At 41.8% G+C, this 18,139-nt stretch carries 19 protein-coding genes; 15 read left to right on the plus strand and 4 right to left on the minus strand.

The features are described from left to right. Positions 1-11: 11 nt before the first annotated feature. On the minus strand, positions 12-638 hold the full coding sequence (locus OIZ54_RS07345) for an NUDIX domain-containing protein (protein WP_248532585.1): 627 nt from the start codon (positions 636-638) through the stop codon (positions 12-14). Between the two features lie 150 nt (positions 639-788). On the opposite strand from OIZ54_RS07345, the gene tolC reads away from it, so the two are divergent. From tolC to OIZ54_RS07360, 3 genes are all read left to right on the plus strand, one after another. Further along, on the plus strand, positions 789-2,144 hold the full coding sequence (gene tolC / locus OIZ54_RS07350; protein WP_029772380.1) for an outer membrane channel protein TolC: 1,356 nt from the start codon (positions 789-791) through the stop codon (positions 2,142-2,144). Between the two features lie 97 nt (positions 2,145-2,241). Then, positions 2,242-3,171 carry an LpxL/LpxP family Kdo(2)-lipid IV(A) lauroyl/palmitoleoyl acyltransferase gene (gene lpxL / locus OIZ54_RS07355; RefSeq protein WP_264390068.1) on the plus strand — a complete coding sequence of 310 codons (930 nt, stop codon included), beginning with the start codon at positions 2,242-2,244 and terminating at the stop codon, positions 3,169-3,171. A gap of 38 nt (positions 3,172-3,209) precedes the next feature. Next, positions 3,210-3,782, plus strand: coding sequence for a toxin co-regulated pilus biosynthesis Q family protein (locus tag OIZ54_RS07360; protein WP_024031547.1), 573 nt, complete (start codon positions 3,210-3,212; stop codon positions 3,780-3,782). A 327-nt stretch (positions 3,783-4,109) separates the two neighbouring features. Here the strand turns inward: OIZ54_RS07360 and glnE are convergent, their stop codons facing one another. After that, positions 4,110-6,950: a bifunctional [glutamate--ammonia ligase]-adenylyl-L-tyrosine phosphorylase/[glutamate--ammonia-ligase] adenylyltransferase gene (gene glnE, locus OIZ54_RS07365; RefSeq protein ID WP_264390069.1), complete on the minus strand. Its 2,841-nt coding sequence runs from the start codon at positions 6,948-6,950 to the stop codon at positions 4,110-4,112. A 78-nt stretch (positions 6,951-7,028) separates the two neighbouring features. Here glnE and OIZ54_RS07370 point away from each other — a divergent pair, with 78 nt between their 5' ends. The 6 genes from OIZ54_RS07370 (at position 7,029) to ruvX (ending at position 11,454) form a co-directional block, all read left to right on the plus strand. Next, on the plus strand, positions 7,029-7,922 hold the full coding sequence (locus OIZ54_RS07370; protein ID WP_004586847.1) for a hypothetical protein: 894 nt from the start codon (positions 7,029-7,031) through the stop codon (positions 7,920-7,922). A gap of 81 nt (positions 7,923-8,003) precedes the next feature. Continuing rightward, positions 8,004-8,480, plus strand: coding sequence for a hypothetical protein (locus tag OIZ54_RS07375; RefSeq protein WP_004586846.1), 477 nt, complete (start codon positions 8,004-8,006; stop codon positions 8,478-8,480). 72 nt (positions 8,481-8,552) lie between these two features. Beyond that, on the plus strand, positions 8,553-9,287 hold the full coding sequence (rsmE, locus tag OIZ54_RS07380) for a 16S rRNA (uracil(1498)-N(3))-methyltransferase (RefSeq protein WP_024031543.1): 735 nt from the start codon (positions 8,553-8,555) through the stop codon (positions 9,285-9,287). A gap of 75 nt (positions 9,288-9,362) precedes the next feature. Further along, positions 9,363-10,313: a glutathione synthase gene (gshB, locus tag OIZ54_RS07385; protein WP_096041191.1), complete on the plus strand. Its 951-nt coding sequence runs from the start codon at positions 9,363-9,365 to the stop codon at positions 10,311-10,313. A gap of 124 nt (positions 10,314-10,437) precedes the next feature. Beyond that, a complete protein-coding gene (locus OIZ54_RS07390) occupies positions 10,438-10,995 on the plus strand; it encodes a YqgE/AlgH family protein (RefSeq protein WP_004586843.1) in 558 nt (185 codons plus the stop codon). A gap of 9 nt (positions 10,996-11,004) precedes the next feature. Further along, positions 11,005-11,454 (plus strand): Holliday junction resolvase RuvX, encoded by a 450-nt coding sequence (gene ruvX / locus OIZ54_RS07395; RefSeq protein WP_004586842.1) that lies wholly within the window; start codon positions 11,005-11,007, stop codon positions 11,452-11,454. A 133-nt stretch (positions 11,455-11,587) separates the two neighbouring features. Here the strand turns inward: ruvX and OIZ54_RS07400 are convergent, their stop codons facing one another. Together OIZ54_RS07400 and OIZ54_RS07405 are read right to left on the minus strand one after the other, a co-directional pair. After that, entirely contained in the window at positions 11,588-12,721 is a 1,134-nt protein-coding gene (locus OIZ54_RS07400; RefSeq protein WP_029772387.1) for a PilT/PilU family type 4a pilus ATPase, read from the minus strand. 9 nt (positions 12,722-12,730) lie between these two features. Beyond that, complete coding sequence (locus OIZ54_RS07405) at positions 12,731-13,771, minus strand: type IV pilus twitching motility protein PilT (RefSeq protein WP_004586840.1); 1,041 nt, start codon at positions 13,769-13,771, stop codon at positions 12,731-12,733. A 2-nt stretch (positions 13,772-13,773) separates the two neighbouring features. Between OIZ54_RS07405 and OIZ54_RS07410 the strand changes: the two genes are divergently transcribed. From OIZ54_RS07410 to hemW, 6 genes are read left to right on the plus strand one after another with little or no spacing between them, the layout of a single operon-like run. Beyond that, positions 13,774-14,487: a YggS family pyridoxal phosphate-dependent enzyme gene (locus OIZ54_RS07410; RefSeq protein WP_096041190.1), complete on the plus strand. Its 714-nt coding sequence runs from the start codon at positions 13,774-13,776 to the stop codon at positions 14,485-14,487. 17 nt (positions 14,488-14,504) lie between these two features. Next, complete coding sequence (gene proC, locus OIZ54_RS07415) at positions 14,505-15,326, plus strand: pyrroline-5-carboxylate reductase (protein WP_004586838.1); 822 nt, start codon at positions 14,505-14,507, stop codon at positions 15,324-15,326. A 26-nt stretch (positions 15,327-15,352) separates the two neighbouring features. Further along, on the plus strand, positions 15,353-15,886 hold the full coding sequence (locus OIZ54_RS07420; protein ID WP_004586837.1) for a YggT family protein: 534 nt from the start codon (positions 15,353-15,355) through the stop codon (positions 15,884-15,886). 57 nt (positions 15,887-15,943) lie between these two features. Continuing rightward, entirely contained in the window at positions 15,944-16,387 is a 444-nt protein-coding gene (locus tag OIZ54_RS07425; protein ID WP_004586836.1) for a DUF4426 domain-containing protein, read from the plus strand. A 4-nt stretch (positions 16,388-16,391) separates the two neighbouring features. Continuing rightward, positions 16,392-16,991, plus strand: a complete 600-nt coding sequence (locus tag OIZ54_RS07430; RefSeq protein ID WP_055254892.1) for an XTP/dITP diphosphatase — start codon at positions 16,392-16,394, stop codon at positions 16,989-16,991. Further along, positions 16,988-18,124: a radical SAM family heme chaperone HemW gene (hemW, locus tag OIZ54_RS07435; protein WP_055254894.1), complete on the plus strand. Its 1,137-nt coding sequence runs from the start codon at positions 16,988-16,990 to the stop codon at positions 18,122-18,124. The genes OIZ54_RS07430 and hemW overlap by 4 nt, the downstream gene beginning before the upstream one ends. Positions 18,125-18,139 lie beyond the last annotated feature (15 nt).

The following is an 18,139-nucleotide window of genomic DNA, read 5'->3' on the forward strand; positions in this document are numbered from 1 at the left end:
AAAAGTTAAAATTATGTCCACTTACTGCTTATTTTTTCACGATTTAACGCCAACCACTGTAAACAGATTACCGTTGCCGCGTTATCTATTTCACCGTTATTGAGGCGCGAAAGCGCATCATCAAGGCTTAAAATATGAGTTTTAATGTCTTCACCTTCGCTTTCAAGGCCATATACACCACTTTGTATTTGGCTTAAATCTGCCCGTGCTAGGTATAAATGTAAGCGCTCAGTGGTACCGCCCGGACTTGAAAGGTAAGAGAGCATAAATTCAAGGTCAGTAAGCTCAAGCCCAGCCTCTTCATAGGCTTCTTTTTTTACCACCCCTTCGTAATCGGTACTGCCATCGGTCATACCGGCAATACATTCTAGCAGCCAGGGCGAGTGTTTGCTGTTAATAGCGCCAATACGTATTTGCTCTATTAATAGTACACTTTGCGTAGTTACATCATAAGGTAGAACAGCGATTGCATCGCCCCGCTCTAGTATTTCGCGCTTTATAAGTTGCGATGTACCACCATTAAACAGGCTATGCTCAAACTCATACATATCCACTTTAAAAAAGCCATTATACAGACTTTTAACTGCTTTTAAGCTCACATCTTTATGTGTAAATTGAACCAAGCTTTTATCTGCCATATTATACATCCCGCTTATTTAAACGATTAAAGTTTGTTAATATATTCTGTTACATTTGAACATACAGTTTTACTAATTTCTTTTTTAGTTATTAAGCAAAACACGTTACCATGCTTTTAGTACAAAATTTGTCTAAGGACTGAACCTAACATGAAAAAGAACATCCTTGCAGCGCTCGTTAGTTTGTCGTGCGCATTAGGCACAACCACAGCAAGTGCTGAAGATTTAATGCAAGTTTTTGAAATTGCTACTGCTAACGATCCCACTGTTTTAAAAGCAAAAGCCCAAGCAGATGCGCAATCTTACGAAAGCGATTTAGCAATGAGTGCATTATTGCCGCAAATTGGCGTAAGCATGGGCTATGAAAAAAGCGATTCTACCTCTTTTCAGAGCGTTGGTGACTTAGCTGACCAAGTTAAAATAAACAGCGATACCGACCAATTCACGCGTGGTGTTAGTTTAAGCCAAACCTTATTCGACTTAGGCGCATGGAATACACTTGATATTGCCGAAAAACAAGCGCTGCAAGCCAATGCGCAATACGATAACGCAAAACAAAACTTAATTGTGCGCGTTGCTGAAGGCTATTTTAACGTATTAAGCGCCATTGATAACCTTGAATTTGTGCAAGCCGAAAAGCGTGCCATTGAACGCCAGTTAGAGCAAACAAAACAGCGTTACGCAGTTGGCCTTACAGCAATTACAGATGTTCACGAAGCGCAAGCACAATACGATAACTCAGTAGCACAAGAAATTATTGCCAGTAATGCCGTTGAAACCGCACGCGAGCAACTGCGTGAAATAACCGGTAAATACCACGCAAAACTTGATTTTTTAAACACCGAAACATTTTCAACAGTAAAACCGGTTAAAAAATCGACTGACTTTGTAAAAGTAGCTGAGAACAATAATATCAGCTTACAAGTGGCTAAAGTCACGGTTGATATTGCTAAGGATCAGATCACGCTTGCTAAAGCTGGCCACTACCCAAAGCTAACACTTGATGCCAGCTACGGTGATTCTTTAACTGACCAAAATATAAATGGTTTAAGCTTTAACGACCAACCACGTGCCGACTCAACATCGGTTGCCGTTAATTTAAGTGTTCCTCTGTACACAGGCGGCGCAACCGTAGCTGCAACTAAACAAGCCCGTGCGTTTTATGTTTCAGCCAGCCAAGATTACGAAACAAATTACCGCGCCGTAACGCGTACCGTTATTACCTCATACAACCAGGTTGTATCAGACATCGCGACTTACAAAGCTCTAGAGCAAGCTGTGGTATCAGCGCAAAGTGCGCTTAAAGCAACAGAAGCTGGCTTTGAAGTAGGCACGCGTACTATTGTTGATGTGCTTGTAAGCACGCAAAACTTGTATGATGCAAAACGTAACCTAGCTGATGTACGCTATCGTTACGTGTTATCTACGCTTCGCTTAAAGCAAGCTGCAGGTACACTAACAAGTGCCGATTTACTGGGTATTAACCAAGGCTTAAAAAAAGCCTAATAAGTTAAAAAGTAACGTTTAAAGCCAGCCATTGCTGGCTTTTTGTATTTTATAACACTAAGCGTTAAACTAGCGTTTTTATTTTAGAGAGTATTTTGTGGTCACCTCATCTCCTTTTAAAGCCTCGTTTTTAGGCCCTCGTTATTGGCTAACGTGGATTGGCGTTTTCTTTTTGTATTTGATTTCGTGGTTGCCACAAAAAATTCAGCTTAGCTTAGGTAAGTTTTTAGGGCGCTTAGTACATAAATTTATGAAACGTCGTCGCCATATTGCCGAGGTTAATATAAAGCTGTGTTTTCCTGATATGAGCGAAGCCGAGCAACAACAGCTTGTGCTAAAAAACATGGAAAACACCGGTATTGCCATGGTTGAAACTGGCATGGCTTGGTGGTGGCCGCAGTGGCGCGTTAAAAAAGCGTATGGCTCTATTAAAGGATTAGAGCACTTTGAGCGCGTGCAGGCTCAAGGTAAAGGCGTATTGCTATTGGTGCCGCATATTTTGCATTTAGAAATGGCGAGTCGTGTTATGGGCACCAAATGCCAAGGGCTGGGATTTTACCGCCCACACAACAATGCACTCATGGAATACTTTACAACCAATGGCCGCCTTCGTTCTAACGAGTATTTAATTGGACGAAAAGACGTAAAAGGCTTGTTAAAGTCACTAAAAAATAAAAAGGTGTGTTATTACCTACCCGACCAAGACTACGGCCGTAACCGCTGTGAATTTGTGCCTTTTTACGCAGTGCCAGATACAGCCACAACCACAGGTACATTACTTTTTGCAGCAAGTAAACACTGCGAAACCATGAGCCTAATTAGTCGTCGTGATGAGCACGGTAAATACCATTTAGAAATAGTACCTGAGCTTGAAAATTTCCCAAGCGGCGATGATAAAGCAGATGTAACACGTGTAAATCAGCGCGTTGAGCAATCAATTAATGCAGCGCCTGAGCAATACATGTGGCTGCACCGCCGTTTTAAAACACGCCCTGATAAAAATACCCCTTCTTTTTATAAAAAGTAGTGGTATAAATAAATAATGATAATAAATGAGCATGAGTTATGTGGTTTTGGGTTAAGCATTTAATACTAGCAGTTGCATTAATCTTACTAGCTACCTATGTGTTAGTTGGTACGGGTCCATTGTTTGACATAAAAGAGAGTAAAAACGCAGCTGCCGAGGGGCTTTCTCGCTTTTATTCGTCTATCCGTAACCAAGTTAAATCCGATAGGGAGCGCGATAAGTTTGTATTACAACTTAAAAAGCCCGAGCAAACACTTGATCGTGTCTTAGCAGAGCGCGGCAGAGCCGTTGACCCGATGCCTGCTAGCTGGACAGGAACAAGTGCACCAAGACGCTTTGAAAACGGCTCAACGTTAAAAGACGTACTTAACCAATACGCAAAAAGCGAAGGTATTCAATTATATTGGTATTTGAGTAAAGACTACGTTGTAAAAGATCATTTTAGGGTTGATAGCAGTTTTACCTCAGCGCTTTATCAAGTTGGCCGCGCAATTAATGATGACTTTGAATACGAAGTGTATACCTACCTTTGCCACAAACAGCGCGCAGCGGTGATCACTGAGCTACCTTCTGAATTTGTGCGCAGCAATTGTTTAAAGCTTAATACTTAGCAGCGTAAATAAACCAACCCCATAAACACTAAAAACCCAAGCCTGTGCTTGGGTTTTTAGTGTTTATGTTTCGAGGGCGTGTTGAACTTTGATGGTTGAATTTGCAGCAGCATGTTTGGTTTTTAGGCAAGACAGAGCCTATGAAGTGTGGTTATTCCACATAAATAGGCGATAAACTCTTTGTTGCCTACATGGATGTAGGTAAGGGGCGTGAGCAGGACGCGGAAGCTTTGCCCGGTTTTTACTTATTCTTACAGGGATGTAAGTCATTAGAATAACGCAGGAGCAGTTATCGAGCCCACTAGGTTACAAACCTCGCGCCGCGATTTAATCGTCCCTAGATTGAACAAATTTCAATCCGCAAAGATCAACACGCCCTAGTTCAAATATTGCATTCCAGCATGCCGTTACACTTTCTATATCGGTTTGATACTCCTTACGCGACACTAAGCGACCTTGCTGATTTAGGCTTAAAACGTGGTAACGTGAGCGATAATCAATATACGCCTGGATTAACTGCTGCTTTTGGGTTTTATTGATACAACCAATCGCGGCAGCGTCTGTGAGTATTCTTACATTATCGGAAAACACTGTTAGCTGGCTAAACTGATTTGCGTTTTTGAGCACTAGGTATTGAGTTATAAATTCAATGTCGGTCATGGCACCTACATCTTGTTTTAAATCAAATTGCTCAGAGTTTCCCTTAGCTAAGTGCGTGCGCATTTTTTCGCGCATTTTAAGCACATCCTGTTTGAGTGTATCTACATCCCGTGGGGCACATAATATCTCTTTACGAATTTGTGCAAAGCGCGCTCTTAGCTCATCTTGGCCTAATATAACGCGGGCGCGCACAAGCGCTTGGTGCTCCCAAGTCCATGCTTGGGTTTGCTGATAATGATTAAAGCTCTCTAAGTTAATAGCCAATAAACCAGAGGCGCCTTCAGGGCGCAGGCGTGTATCAAGCTCATACAATATGCCCGAGGCGGTACGGGTATTAAATAAATGCATTAAGCGCTGTGCAAGTTTTAAATAAAACTGTCGTGAGGTAATCGATTTATCGCCATTGGTACTGCTATTACCGTCGTGATTATGCACAAACACAAGGTCTAGGTCGGAGTCGTAGCCTACTTCAAAGCCGCCCGTTTTACCGTACGCAATAACGGCAAAGCCTTTGTGTTCATCATCTGTGTTTGGTGGCATGCCAAAGCGCTTAACCGTGTTATACCACGCTATATTAACGGCTTGGTCTACCACAGCCTCGGCAAGAGCCGTTAAGTGATCGCTTACTTTCATAACATCAATCACACCGGTTGCATCGGCAGCCGCAATACGTAATTGATGTGTTTGCTTAAACTGCCTAAGCGCTTCCATTTGTAGCTCTAGGTCGTCGTGTTCTATACGCAAAAAATATTGTCGTATTTCATCTTTATAAGCGCTCAAAGGCGTAGGTTTGTAAAGCGCAGCAGGGTCTATTAGCTCATCAAGCAAAATAGGATAACGGGAAATATGCTCCCCTATCCATTTACTATGGCAACATAATAAAACAAGCTGCTTTAGCGCACCTTGGTTTTCGTACAGTAATTCAAGGTAAGCAGTACGCGATACAATTTTATTTAAAATTTGGCATACCAAGGTAAATGTCTCACCACTGGCATTAAAGTCACTGAGCTGTTTGAGCAATAAAGGCATTAGCTTGTCGAGAATATCTCGCCCACGATTACCTATATTTACCTTACTCAAACGTTTTTTAAAATCATGAAGTGGCACTTGCCATTGCTCTTTTATATCGTTTAAAAAGCTAACATCACCATGATCCCAAGCACTTATAAACGCACCTTCGCAGGTATCAAGGGGAACGGTTTCCTCCCCTATCACCAATAAAAATTCATCGTGAATTTTAGCCATGACCTGCTCAATGTCGCTCATGGTATGGTTAAAGCTTTCAGACTCGAGTAAGTAATTTAAGCGCTCTTGATTAAGCTCATCATCGGGCAGAGTTTGTGTTTGTTGATCGTCAAACATTTGCAAGTATTGCTCTACTTTACGTAAGTGTAAGTAGTTGCGCTTTAGCTCATTCGCTTCTTGCTCATCCATCGCTTGGTTTAACGTTAACTGCTCTAAGGCGTACAGTAACGATTGGGTTTGTAAGTTAGCTTCTCGCCCACCACGCACCATTTGCAAAGCTTGTACAATAAATTCAACCTCGCGAATGCCACCAGCACCTAGCTTTATATTGTTGGTCAGGCGTTTTCGGCGAACCTCTTGGGCTATCATAAGCTTCATTTTCCTCAGTGATTCAATCACAGAAAAATCAATATATCGACGATAAACAAAGGGCTTTAAAAGCTGTATAAACTCATCCCAATATTTATTGGGTGTGCCAATTAGCCGCCCTTTTAACATGGCGTAACGCTCCCAATCGCGCCCTTGCTCTTGGTAGTAATCTTCTATGGCGTGAAAGCTCATCACTAAAGGCCCACTTTCACCAAATGGGCGCAGGCGCATATCAACCCTAAATACTTGGCCATCACCGGTTACTTGATTAAGTGCATTAATCAGTTTTTGCGCTACTTTGGTGTAAAACACTTGGGCTTCAATACGTTTACGCCCACCTTGGGTCAGTACATTGCGCGGATAAGCAAAAATCAAATCTATATCTGATGAATAATTAAGCTCGTGGCCGCCCAATTTACCCATGCCTAAAACCATTAAAGGCAAAGAGTTACCTTGCTCATCTAAAGGTTCCCCTGCTGTTTTTGCCGTTTGCGCATGTGCCCATCTATTTGCGCTATTAATTAGCATATCAGCTAATAGGCTTATGTATTTTATGCTGTCACTGATTGGGTTATCGCAACACAAATCGAGGTACGCTACTTTTAACCAGTATTTTTCTCGGTACTGTCTTAAAATCTTATTGCACTGGTTTTCATCTACTTGCTGCAAGTCAAGGCCGTCGAATGGCGCGGGGACATCTCGGCTAAATTGCTCATCTGGGTTTATTAACCAGTCTTTTAATTGAGGTTGCGACTCTAAACTGCGAAAAGCAAAGTCGCTCAAAGCACATAATTTTACAACTTCTTCTTGTATAGGTTGCTGCGGATACAGCTGTGCAAAGCGTGTTGAGCCAAGTTTTTGTAATTGAATAGGAAGTTGCATTTTGTTACTCATCAATCCTCTCTTTTATATATGCGCTAACCATACTAGAATAACTAAAACCAAGAAAGGTTATCTCTACTTAGGATCAGCATGTCATATTTATCATTATCTAACACTAGTTTAGTTGCGATTGCCATTAGTTTTGCGGTTATATGCATTACTATTTTTAGTCTTAGAATTGTTGCTCAAATAAAAGCAAAACAGGCACTTAAAGACGAACTAGCGCAGCATGATAATTTTGCAATGGGGATTAGTTTCGCCTCAGAAATTACCGTGGTTATTGCCACTATGGCGTTTTTATTTGATGAAATAAGTATGAGTACGGCACAACATAATCCATTAAAAGTGGTTATTTTAATTGTTCTATTATTTACATTTATAAAAGTCGGACATTTAATTCATAGAAAATGGATATTACACAGATTTAATGAAGAAGCTGCTATATTAAAGCAAAATGTATGCGCTGCATTGGTTGATTCTGGTATGTTATTAGCCAACTGTATTATTGCACTTGGCTTGTATACCTGGACTCATGCACAAGGGTTTAGTAACTTACTTATTGCTTTTGTTAGCTTTTTTACGCTACAAGGGATGTTTGCGCTAGATAGCAAAATCCGTGAATACCGCTTCGCTAAAGCAAACCAAGGTGCGTCACTGCAAAGTAACTTTAACCTTGAAAACACCTCTATTGGCATTAGATACGCAGGAAAATCAATAGGTTTAGCCCTAGCCGTGTATGCAGGATTATCTAGTGCGGCCTTTCAAAATGGAAAAATGGTCGAAAATATATTTACACTGGTAATGCATTGCGGTGTAATGTGGGTGTTATTATATTGTTTAAGTTTTGTAATAAAAGCAATTTCATTACCCAATATTGATGCCGCTTTAGAGGTCGACCATCAGGACAATATAGGCATAGCATGCATTGAGTTTGCTGTTTTTTGTGCTATAGGCTATTTACTTATTAGCATGTTTTCACTTTAACGCCACGCTATTAAATAAGTCGCCAAGCGCCCCGTATTTAGTTAACTGGCATAACACATTTGCATAAAGCAACGGGGCCCTATGTCATTTGAAGTAACTAACTATTTGTTAATTGATATAGATAACGAATTTAGTCGTACATTTGCCGAGTATTATTTTAAGCACGCGGCACCCAATACACCCAGCACCTTAATAGTTGCAGGCAGTAACACCCGTAAGCTGGTAAAAATGATGTTTGACGAACTCATTAAAGACTATTGCTATTGCGACCTAGAAAACGAAATTAGCGTATCTGAACTGGCCACTTACCTGCACGAGCACCACGATATTCAGGGCGTGCTATTTAATAATACCGACTATCTACTTGCCGACGACAAACAACGCTTTATATATAACTCCCTGCATGAAAAACGCTACGTAGTTAGCTTTGACGACAACGGCTATACATTTAATCGTATTACTGACGAAGGCTTTAAAAATCACTTATCGTGCGATACCGATATTGCCGAAACACCTAAAGATTTAATCGCACTTGCCAAGTCACTTAAACAAAAATAAATAATTGCGTACAACGCCCTGCTTACTTACCATAGCGCTATACACCTTTACGCTATAAAATAAGTGACCCCCATGCGAGTACCTCATATTTATCAGGCATCGAGTATTGCCTTAAACACCCCGGTTTCTTTAAACGACGATGCAGCGGGCCATATTGGCCGCGTATTGCGCATGAAAGTAGGCGAACATGTGTCTATTTTTAATGGCGAAGGCGGTGAATACTTCAGTGAAATTATTGAGGTAACTAAAAAATCAGTTGTTGTTATGCCACAACGTTTTGATGAGCATGATGTCGAATCGCCGCTTAAAATTCATTTAGGGCAATGCGTATCGCGTGGCGACAAAATGGACTTTACCATCCAAAAATCTGTTGAGCTTGGCATTAGCGAAATCACCCCTATTTTTAGTCAGCGCTGTGGCGTTAAACTCAGTGGCGACAGGTTAGAAAAAAAACACCAACAATGGCAAAAAATTGCAATTTCAGCCGCCGAACAATCGGGGCGTAACTTTGTGCCAGTTGTTCACACACCGGTTGATTTAAAGCAATGGCTTGAACAACAAACAGACGCCATTAAGCTCACTTTGCACCCTCGTGCCGAGCACAGCATTAAAACAATAACCGTTCCAAGCGCCGGTGTACGCTTTTTAGTAGGCCCTGAAGGCGGCTTTACCGATGAAGAAATGCTGCAAACTAAAGATCAGCACTTTGTTGATATTCGCTTAGGGCCGCGTGTTTTACGAACAGAAACGGCCGCTTTAACGGTCTTAAGTGCATTACAATTACAATTTGGCGATTTAGCTAATTGAAATAGCTCAATGGCACCCTCATATTAAAACTATTAGCACTCTAGTAGTCATTATAATTAGATTAAGGCACAGCGCATGGCGATAAAGTTAGGTATTATTTCTGATCCTATTAGTGGATTTAACATCAAAAAAGACACCGGTTTTGCAATGATGATGCAAGCGCAAAAACGTGGCTACGAAATTTACTACATGGAGATGGATGACTTATCACTTCGCCAAGGTAAATCGTATGCAACCGCAGCAAAAGCGCAGGTATTTAACAACACCGAAAAGTGGTACGAACTTGAAGAAAAAACCACAATCGCGCTTGCCGACCTAGACGTTATTTTAATGCGAAAAGATCCACCGTTCGATACGGAGTACATCTACGCAACTTATATCTTAGAACGTGCAGAGCAAGAAGGTACGTTAATTATTAATAAACCACAAAGCCTGCGCGATGCTAACGAAAAGCTATTTACAGCATGGTTTAGCGAGCATACGCCAGATACGCTAGTAACACGCAGCCAAGCTCAAATACGCGCATTTTTAGCTGAGCATAAAGACATTATTTTAAAACCACTTGATGGCATGGGCGGCGCATCTATTTTTCGTATTAAAGAAGATGATGCAAACATTGGCGTTATTTGCGAAACCTTAACTGAGCATGGTAGTCGCTTTGCCATGGTGCAAAATTACATTCCAGAGATCAAACAAGGCGATAAACGCGTATTGGTTGTTGATGGTGAAGTTATTCCGTATTGTTTAGCGCGTATTCCACAAAATGGTGAAACCCGCGGTAACTTAGCTGCGGGCGGCCGTGGTGAAGCCCGCCCCCTTAGCGAGTCAGACCTTAAAATAGCTCAAGCAGTTGCCCCTACGCTTAAAGAAAAAGGGTTAGTGTTTGTAGGGTTAGATATTATTGGCGACAAGCTCACCGAAATTAACGTAACAGCACCAACCTGCGTACGTGAAATTGAAGCCGCTTACGATATATCTATTACCGGTATTTTGTTTGACGCAATTGAGCGTAAGCTCGCTGAATAAACACCATTTAAAAGTCCATTAATTTAAGTATTTCATACAATTAATGGACTTTTTATACGCTACGTATATATCTATGCCATACTCAAAGTTCAATAAGTATTCATAAACTAAAAGGGTGAAATCTATGCAATCATTAGAAAATCATTTTTTAATCGCTATGCCGTCGATGCAAGACCCTTTTTTTAAACGTGCCGTTACCTATATTTGTGAGCACAATGAAGATGGGGCTATGGGATTGGTGATCAACCAGCCTATTGATGTGACCGTTGGTGAGCTTTTAGATAAAATAGAAATAGACAACGACAAAACCCAACAAGCCGCGCAAGTCTCTGTGTTTGCAGGTGGTCCGGTTAAAACCGACCGAGGTTTTGTACTTCATTCACCTCAGCCAGGCTACTCTGCAAGCCAAAAGCTTAGCAGTGATATAATGATCACCACATCAAAAGACGTACTTGCCAACCTGACCACCGCCCACGCACCTGAGCAATTTATTATTACGCTTGGTTATTCGGGCTGGGAGCAAGGACAACTTGAGAAAGAGCTTTTAGATAACAGTTGGTTGATCATTAAAGCCGATCCGAAGATCATTTTTGATACGCCGGTAGAAAAACGCTGGGAAAAAGCAGTTTCAATGCTAGGCTTTGATGTTAGCCAACTTTGCAGCGAAGCTGGACACGCTTAAAGAACGATAATGACGAAAAAAAACCTTAAGCCGCAAGGCCAGCGCACCGTAATGGGCTTTGACTTTGGCACCAAAAGCATTGGTATTGCCATAGGACAAGAGCTCACAGGCAGTGCGTCTAGCTTAAAAGCGGTAAAAGCCCAAGATGGTATTCCTAATTGGGATCATATTGCGGTTCAAGTTAAAGAGTGGCAACCCGACTTAATGGTCGTCGGGTTACCCCTTAATATGGATGGTACTTCGCAAGAGGTAACCTTTAAGGCTAAAAAGTTTGCTAACCGCTTGCACAATCATTACGGCATACCGGTGCAAACACAAGATGAGCGACTCACAACCGCCGATGCAAAAGCGCGTTTATTTGAGCACGGTGGCTATAAAAATTTAGGGAAAGGAAATGTCGATAATATGTCGGCAGTGATTATTTTAGAGAGTTTTTTTGAAGCCAGTTATGGTGAATAAGTAATACCGCCTCCTTTAATTACGTAATCTATTTTAAAGGTCGAAAAACACCGCAGTGGTATAAAACGTTATAAGTAATTTTATCCATAAAAAAAGCGCCCAGCGGCGCTTTTTTTATGGATAAAATACAGTGTTAATTGCTGTTTTTATCATCTAGTCCATCAATGGTTACACCTTGTAAAAATCCTGCACCTTGTTGCTCATTATTGCGCAGCTTTATCATTAAGCGTAAATCGTTTGGCGAGTCAGCATGATGTAGTGCATCGGCGTAATTAATACGCTGCTGTTTGTATAGCTCAAATAAGGCTTGGTCAAAGGTTTGCATACCCATTTCTTTAGACTTAGACATGGCCTCTTTTATGCCACCAATATCCCCATTTTTAATTAGCTCTGCCACCATGGGTGAGTTTAATAATATTTCAATCGCGGCTACACGCCCTTCCCCATCAGAAGTGGGAATAAGTTGCTGTGCAACAATGGCGCGTAAATTTAGCGCTAAGTCGTACTTAAGCTTGTCGTGTTTTTCTTTAGGCACTAAGTGCATAATACGGTCAATGGCTTGGTTGGCATTATTAGCATGCAATGTAGCCACACATAAGTGACCCGTTTCGGCAAAGCTCAGAGCGTATTCCATGGTTTCTTGCGAGCGTATTTCACCAATTAAAATAACATCGGGAGCTTGGCGTAAAGAGCTTTTAAGTGCCGACTCAAAGCTGTCGGTATCAAGCCCTACTTCGCGCTGAGTAATAATACTTTTACGGTGCTCGTGTACAAACTCAATCGGATCTTCAATGGTGAGTATATGGCCACGCTGATGACGATTTCTGTAGCCAATTAAGGCAGCCAGTGAAGTTGATTTACCCGTGCCAGTACCACCAACAAACAGCACTAGCCCGCGCTTTGACATAATCACATCAGTAAGTGTAGAGGGCAGCCCTAAATCACTTATATCAGGTATTTGCGTTACAATGCGGCGAATAACCATACCCGCTCTATCGCGCTGCCAAAAAGCCGATATACGAAAACGCCCTTCGTCTGTGGCTATCGCAAAGTTACACTCTTTAGTGGTATGAAATTCGTTTTTTTGTTTATCGCTCATCGCTGATTCTACAAGCGCAAGCGATTGCTCGTCACTTAACTTATCGTCGCTAAGAGCGATAAGCTCACCATTAATTTTTGCACTGACTGGTAATTGACTAGAGACAAATAAATCCGAGCCTTTTTTATCAATCATTATGTGTAAAAAGTGATTTAAAGATAAATTCATAATATGTCCTTAGCCACCAAACTGGGTTTTATCTTGGGCTTTTTCTTTTGCGGCTGCGGTTGTCACAATACCGTGATTAACTAAATTATTTAAACATTGATCCATGGTTTGCATACCGTGTGATGCACCCGTTTGAATAGACGAATACATTTGTGCAATTTTATCTTCACGAATTAAGTTACGAATAGCCGGTACACCAATCATAATTTCGTGCGCGGCCACGCGTCCACCGCCAATTTTTTTAAGTAGTGTTTGCGAAATAACGGCACGCAGTGACTCAGAAAGCATTGAGCGCACCATATCTTTTTCTTCACCTGGGAATACATCAATAATACGGTCAATCGTTTTTGGTGCTGAGGTGGTATGTAGCGTACCAAACACTAAGTGGCCAGTTTCAGCGGCGGTCATCGCAAGGCGAATAGTTTCTAAGTCACGTAGCTCACCAACAAGTATTACATCCGGGTCTTCACGCAGCGCGCTGCGCAGTGCATTAGAGAAGCTATGCGTATCTCGGTGCACTTCACGTTGGTTAATAAGACTGAGTTTATTATCGTGTACAAATTCGATAGGATCTTCAATGGTGAGGATATGGTGATGTTTTGTTTGATTTATATAATCGACCATAGCCGCAAGCGTTGTTGATTTACCCGAACCAGTTGGGCCGGTAACCAATACTAAACCACGCGGGTTATCTGATATTGTTTTAAAAATATCTGGCGCACCTAAATCTTCAAGCGTCAGTACATCGCTAGGGATGGTACGAAACACCGCTGCAGGGCCGCGGTTTGAGTTAAATGCGTTAACACGAAACCGAGCAAGGTTAGGCACTTCAAACGAAAAATCCACTTCTAGATTTTGTTCGTAGTCCTTGCGCTGATTATCGTTCATAATGTCGTAAACAAGGCTGTTTACGTCTTTGTCTGCAAGTGCAGGTATATTAATGCGGCGAACATCACCATCTACGCGTATCATAGGTGAAACACCTGACGATAAGTGTAAATCAGATGCTTTGTGTTGCACACTAAACGCTAATAATTCGGTAATATCCATTTATGACTCCACAACTAACTGATAAATATATGGTTACAATAGCAGAACGACTCACATCCGCCTACGCTAGAATTGCCAGCGCGGCTAAAAATGCTAAACGTAGTAGCGATGCTATTACGCTGCTAGCAGTATCAAAAACAAAACCAAGCGACGATATTATTGCTGCCTACGAGCATGGCCAGCGCCAATTTGGTGAGTCTTATGTTCAAGAGGCTGTAGATAAAATAGCTCAACTACACACATTTAGCGACATCATTTGGCATTTCATTGGCCCTATTCAATCAAATAAAAGCGCCCTTGTTGCTGCACATTTTGATTGGGTACAAAGCGTAGATAGAATAAAAATAGCTAAGCGTTTAAACAGTCAACGTCCAGAAAACCTAACGCCTTTAAATGTGCTTATTCAAGTAAATATAAGCGCCGAGGAGGCAAAGTCAGGCTGCAGCGTAGAGCAAATACCCGAACTAGCTGAGTTTATTGACCAATGTGAGCAACTCACTTTGCGTGGTTTAATGGCTATTCCGGCTAAAAGCGACGATCCGAGTGAGCAAAGTCAATCTTTTGAGCAATTACAAACTTGCTTTGATAAACTAAAGGCCCAATATCCTCATATAGATACGTTGTCGATGGGGATGAGCAATGATGTTGAAGCCGCCATTAGCGCAGGTTCAACCATGGTGAGGATCGGCACAGATATTTTTGGAACTCGAACTTAAAAGGTGATAACAGACATATGTCAGATAAAACAATCGCATTTATAGGCACAGGTAACATGAGCTACGCCATTATTGGTGGCATGGTAAAAAACGGTTTTAATGCAAACAACATCATTGCTACAAACCGCAACCAAGAAAAGCTTGCCAAGGTAGCAGACGATTTCAAGGTGAAAACCACCAGCGACAATAACGAAGCCTTACGCGATGCTGATGTCATTGTATTGTCTGTTAAACCACAAATGATGGGCGATTTATGTAAATCGTTTCAAGAATCGGGTATCGACTTTAGTGATAAACTGTTTATTTCGGTAGCGGCTGGCTTAACCGTTAAGCGTTTACGCGAAATGCTTGGCCAAAACGTTAAAATGGTTCGTTGTATGCCAAACACGCCATCGCTACTAGGGCGTGGTGTATCGGGTTTATTTGGCGCAGATGAAACAGCCGAAGAGCACGACTTTGTACAACAAGTATTTGAGTGCACAGGTATTGTTGTTTGGGTAGAGCAAGAGTCGCAAATTAACGATGTCATTGCTGTGACAGGTTCATCGCCCGCTTACTTTTTCTTATTTATGGAAGCCATTGAAGAAAAAGCGAAAGCACTTGGCTTTAACGATGAAGATGCGCGCCGCTTAGTGCAGCAAACTGCGCTGGGTGCAGCCGAAATGGCATTGAGCCAACCAGAGATAAGCATTTCGCAATTACGCGCTAATGTAACTTCTAAAGGCGGCACCACCCATGCTGCGGTTGAGCATTTAAAAGGCGAAGGCCTAGTGCAAACAGTTAGCGATGCAATGGATGCGTGTATTGCGCGTGCAATGCAAATGGAAAAAGAACTTTAAAATTACTTTTTATTGAAGGTTACACTATGAATGCCATGCAATTTTTGATCAGTACCCTGTTTGATTTGTTTTTAATGGTGGTACTACTGCGTTTTTGGCTACAGTGGGCAAAAGCCGACTTTTACAACCCAATGAGCCAATTTGTGGTTAAAGCAACTTCGTTTGCAGTTAACCCGTTACGTAAAATTATACCCGGGTTAGGTGGGCTTGATTTAGCCTCTCTATTGCTGGCATTTATTGTAGCCGTTGCCAAAATTAGTACTTTAATGCTGGTGATATACGGCGCATGGGCTGCGCAACCTGTGTTTATACAAGCACTTATTACCGTACTTAAAGAAGGCTTAAACCTTGTATTTTGGGTATTGATTATTCGCGCTATTTTAAGCTGGGTAAGTCAAGGTTATAACCCAATAGAAGCGGTTTTCCATCAGCTTACTGAGCCAATGCTCAAGCCACTTCGTAAAATTATTCCACCAATGGGTGGCTTAGATTTATCGGTGCTTGTACTAATTATTGGTATTCAGTTTTTACAAATGCTGCTAATGGACTTTTTAGCCTAAATTTTTTGTTATAAGCAAAAGAGGCCCTTTGGCCTCTTTTTTATATAGGACATCATAATGAACCGTTTAATTAAGTTTTGCTTTATTAGTTTTTTAGCCTTTGCTTTTAATGCCCACAGTGAAGACATGCAAGGCGCACAGTACAAAGAGCTGGGCCCTTGGCAAGTGCATTACATTGCTTTTCCATCTACCTTTATTCAGCCGCAAATAGCTAAAACATATGGCCTTGAGCGTAGTGGTTATAAAGGCATTGTTAATATTTCAGTACTGAAAAACAATAGCGATAAAACCGCGCAAACCGCTCAGCTCAGCGGCACCGCAAAAAACCTACTCGGCAATAAGCAAGCCCTTACTTTTAAAGAAGTAAAAGAAGGTGAATCAATTTATTACCTTGCGCAAGTAGACTACACCAACGAAGAGATTTTACGTTTTGAGATAAACATCCAGCAAGGTAGTCAGTCTCAAAAACTCACGTTTCAGCAAAAATTTTACGTAGATTAAAAACATGACCAAAACATTAGTGCTTGCCACAGGCAACCCTGGCAAAGTTAACGAGCTGGCCAATATGCTTAGCCCGCTTAATATAAATGTGCTTCCGCAAAGCGATTTTAACGTAGGCGAAGTGGCCGAAACCGGCACCACCTTTGTAGAGAACGCGATAATTAAAGCCCGCCATGCTGCTAAAATTACCGGCATGCCAGCCATTGCAGATGACTCAGGCTTAGAGGTAGATGGCTTAAATGGTGCGCCGGGTGTTTACTCAGCTCGTTTTGCCGGTGAAAGCGCCAGCGATCAAGACAACATAGATAAACTACTTAACGAATTAGCCGATAACCCAAATCGTAAAGCCCGCTTTTGGTGTGTACTGGTATTAATGCGCCACGCCGATGACCCTACCCCACTTATTTGCAGCGCAAGCTGGGAAGGCGAAATTACACAAACCCAAAATGGCGAAGGCGGCTTTGGTTACGATCCGGTATTTTTTGTAGCAGAGCAAAACTGTACCAGCGCCGAGCTCACCAAAGAGCAAAAAAATGCGGTGAGCCATCGCGGCCAAGCACTTAAAAAGTTATTACTAGAGCTACAAAGCAAAGGCGGCCTGTGAACCTTCCACCACTGAGCTTATATGTGCACGTACCTTGGTGCGTGCAAAAATGCCCCTATTGCGATTTTAATAGCCATGGGCAAAAAGGCGATATTCCTGAAGCTGAATATGTTCAGCATTTAATTGACGACTTAAAAGCCGATTTGCACTTGGTGCAAGGGCGTAAAATTCACAGTATTTTTATTGGCGGCGGTACACCAAGCTTATTAACTGGCGATGCATATACCCGCTTATTAAGCGAAGTCGATAACCTAATTGGCCTAAGCGACAACTGCGAAATAACCCTTGAGGCAAATCCTGGTACCGTAGAAACCGGACGCTTTAAAGAGTACGTTAAAGCGGGTATTAACCGTATTTCTATTGGCGTGCAAAGCATGCAAAACGACAAGTTAAAAGCACTTGGCCGTATTCATGGCGCCGATGAAGCGCACTACGCTGCAGAGCAAGCTAAGCAAGCCGGGTTAAATAGCTTTAACCTTGATTTAATGCATGGCTTACCGGGGCAAAGCCTTGACGATGCGCTGAGCGATTTAAAAAAAATAATTGCTTTAAACCCGCCACATATTTCCTGGTATCAGCTCACTATTGAGCCTAATACACAATTTGCATCCAAGCCGCCAACTTTGCCACAAGATGAAACCCTATGGGATATTCAAGAGCAAGGCCAAGCACTACTTGCTCAAGCCGGTTACATACAATACGAAATATCGGGCTATGCAAAGCCAGGCTTTCAATGCCAACATAACTTGAATTATTGGCGTTTTGGCGATTATCTCGGTATTGGCTGTGGCGCTCATGGTAAGGTGACTGATGCAAAAACCGGCATTATTACCCGTACTGAAAAAATTAAGCATCCGCGCGGTTACATGGATATGCTTAAGCCGTACTTGTATAAAAGCTGGCAAGTAGAGCAAGACGATTTAGCCTTTGAATTTTTTATGAATCGCTTTCGCTTAGTCGAGCCTTGCCCTATTGATGATTACAGTGCGCTGACTAATCAGCCATTGCAAAGCCAACAAGCAGCGTTAACTAAAGCAATAAATGCAGGTTTGTTGATACAAGAAAACGGCCACTGGCAAGTTAGCCTCAAAGGGCATCGTTTTTTAAATGACCTGCTAGAATTGTTCGTGTAGTGGTTTTAACCACGC

It is taken from the genome of Pseudoalteromonas sp. A3, assembly GCF_025942345.1.
Classification (GTDB): Bacteria; Pseudomonadota; Gammaproteobacteria; order Enterobacterales; family Alteromonadaceae; genus Pseudoalteromonas; species Pseudoalteromonas atlantica.

What these genes read in the sequence shown, in the direction of transcription:
- OIZ54_RS07345 (WP_248532585.1), bottom strand. Translation starts at nt 638, where the DNA reads ATGGCAGATAAAAGCTTGGTTCAATTTACACATAAAGATGTGAGCTTA.
- tolC (WP_029772380.1), top strand. Translation starts at nt 789, where the DNA reads ATGAAAAAGAACATCCTTGCAGCGCTCGTTAGTTTGTCGTGCGCATTA.
- OIZ54_RS07360 (WP_024031547.1), top strand. Translation starts at nt 3,210, where the DNA reads ATGTGGTTTTGGGTTAAGCATTTAATACTAGCAGTTGCATTAATCTTA.
- glnE (WP_264390069.1), bottom strand. Translation starts at nt 6,950, where the DNA reads ATGAGTAACAAAATGCAACTTCCTATTCAATTACAAAAACTTGGCTCA.
- OIZ54_RS07370 (WP_004586847.1), top strand. Translation starts at nt 7,029, where the DNA reads ATGTCATATTTATCATTATCTAACACTAGTTTAGTTGCGATTGCCATT.
- OIZ54_RS07375 (WP_004586846.1), top strand. Translation starts at nt 8,004, where the DNA reads ATGTCATTTGAAGTAACTAACTATTTGTTAATTGATATAGATAACGAA.
- rsmE (WP_024031543.1), top strand. Translation starts at nt 8,553, where the DNA reads ATGCGAGTACCTCATATTTATCAGGCATCGAGTATTGCCTTAAACACC.
- gshB (WP_096041191.1), top strand. Translation starts at nt 9,363, where the DNA reads ATGGCGATAAAGTTAGGTATTATTTCTGATCCTATTAGTGGATTTAAC.
- OIZ54_RS07390 (WP_004586843.1), top strand. Translation starts at nt 10,438, where the DNA reads ATGCAATCATTAGAAAATCATTTTTTAATCGCTATGCCGTCGATGCAA.
- ruvX (WP_004586842.1), top strand. Translation starts at nt 11,005, where the DNA reads ATGACGAAAAAAAACCTTAAGCCGCAAGGCCAGCGCACCGTAATGGGC.
- OIZ54_RS07400 (WP_029772387.1), bottom strand. Translation starts at nt 12,721, where the DNA reads ATGAATTTATCTTTAAATCACTTTTTACACATAATGATTGATAAAAAA.
- OIZ54_RS07405 (WP_004586840.1), bottom strand. Translation starts at nt 13,771, where the DNA reads ATGGATATTACCGAATTATTAGCGTTTAGTGTGCAACACAAAGCATCT.
- OIZ54_RS07410 (WP_096041190.1), top strand. Translation starts at nt 13,774, where the DNA reads ATGACTCCACAACTAACTGATAAATATATGGTTACAATAGCAGAACGA.
- proC (WP_004586838.1), top strand. Translation starts at nt 14,505, where the DNA reads ATGTCAGATAAAACAATCGCATTTATAGGCACAGGTAACATGAGCTAC.
- OIZ54_RS07420 (WP_004586837.1), top strand. Translation starts at nt 15,353, where the DNA reads ATGAATGCCATGCAATTTTTGATCAGTACCCTGTTTGATTTGTTTTTA.
- OIZ54_RS07425 (WP_004586836.1), top strand. Translation starts at nt 15,944, where the DNA reads ATGAACCGTTTAATTAAGTTTTGCTTTATTAGTTTTTTAGCCTTTGCT.
- OIZ54_RS07430 (WP_055254892.1), top strand. Translation starts at nt 16,392, where the DNA reads ATGACCAAAACATTAGTGCTTGCCACAGGCAACCCTGGCAAAGTTAAC.